Source organism: Methanosarcina spelaei (assembly GCF_002287235.1).
Lineage (GTDB): Archaea > Halobacteriota > Methanosarcinia > Methanosarcinales > Methanosarcinaceae > Methanosarcina > Methanosarcina spelaei.
The window spans coordinates 1-1,335 of record NZ_LMVP01000273.1; the positions used below are offsets into that span (position 1 = coordinate 1).

The following is a 1,335-nucleotide window of genomic DNA, read 5'->3' on the forward strand; positions in this document are numbered from 1 at the left end:
ATCGACAGACTCCTGTCTCTTTTTCAAATTCGTGAGCAAGATCCACTAAAACAAGGATTGAAACTTCCCCAACCTGTTTAAATACTACTTGTCCTTTTATTTATTCGTGAGCAAGATCCACTAAAACAAGGATTGAAACGATCATATAGTAGTATTGTAGCAAGGAGGAAAACAAAATTCGTGAGCAAGATCCACTAAAACAAGGATTGAAACACGACCTTGATAAACCCGATACTTAGTACTTATAGTATAAACAAACATTGTTGTGAGATATTTATATGAACTTATCAGGTGAATTCCCTATATTGGAGTTTGACCCTAACAAACAGGCTTTCATTGAGCCGTGTAAACTGATCAAGCCAATTGATATAGCAGCACGGTGCATTATCTGCTTTTTTAAAGAAGTAGTTGACAGGCTGGCCAATGATGGTAAACTTAGGGGTATCGCAGAACTAAGATGTGAATGTGGAATCATTCCTATCTATGAGATGGAATTACAGGAAGAAAAAATTGCAATCTTTAATCCGTTAATTGGTGCTCCTTCTGCTGCAGCTTTACTGGAGGAAGTAATAGCCCTTGGATGCAGCAAGTTTATAGCATGCGGTGGTGCAAGGTGTCCTTAAGAAGGACCTTGTAGTAGGGCACTTAATAATTCCGGTTTCAGCCATAAGAGATGAGGGAACTTCATATCATTATCTCCCCCCCGCAAGGGAGGTGTATACTAACGCCCATGCAGTTAAAACAATAAAAAATGTTTTGAACAGACATGGCGTAAAGTATCTTACAGCGAAGACTTGGACTACAGATGCGTTTTATAGAGAGGCTCCGGAAAAAGTTGAATTAAGAAAGTCGGAAGGTTGTGTAACTGTCGAAATGGAGTGTTCCGCATTATCTGCAGTTTCCCAGTTCAGAGGTGTGATTTTCGGTCAGATTCTTTATGGTGGTGATGATTTAAGCGGTAACGAGTGGGATGGTAGAAAGTGGATTGACCGTAAAGATATCAGAGAAAGTATTTTCAGGCTTGCAGTAGAATGCTGTATGGAATTGTAAATTCGAGAGCAAGATCCGCTAACTCAATAATTGAAACAATATATTTATTTTTTTGAATTAATAGACACAATTCCATAATCTAGTGATTTCTCTTATTGTTCTTTCCTCAAACCTACAATTTTCTCTGCTAACTACCTCAAAAAGCTGCAATAATCTTGAAAAACAAATTCTTTGGCATTTTTGCCAAAGAATTTGTTTATTCATTAGATATTTTTTTTGAATATTTTATCTAAAATCAATACGCTCCGCTACTTTCTAAAGTGAAACTTTTATCAAAATAGCTTA

2 protein-coding genes are annotated in these 1,335 nt (G+C 36.8%); both read left to right on the forward strand.

The window, feature by feature from the left end; all coding sequences use genetic code 11:
* Nucleotides 1-278: 278 nt before the first annotated feature.
* Nucleotides 279-623, forward strand: a complete 345-nt coding sequence (locus tag ASJ81_RS23310) for a hypothetical protein (RefSeq protein ID WP_212556077.1) — start codon at nt 279-281, stop codon at nt 621-623.
* Nucleotides 604-1,050 carry a nucleoside phosphorylase gene (locus ASJ81_RS23315; protein WP_212556078.1) on the forward strand — a complete coding sequence of 149 codons (447 nt, stop codon included), beginning with the start codon at nt 604-606 and terminating at the stop codon, nt 1,048-1,050. The genes ASJ81_RS23310 and ASJ81_RS23315 overlap by 20 nt, the downstream gene beginning before the upstream one ends.
* Nucleotides 1,051-1,335: the final 285 nt, after the last annotated feature.

Excerpts from the sequence above, each read along its gene's own strand:
- ASJ81_RS23310 (WP_212556077.1), top strand. The coding sequence starts at position 279 with ATGAACTTATCAGGTGAATTCCCTATATTGGAGTTTGACCCTAACAAA.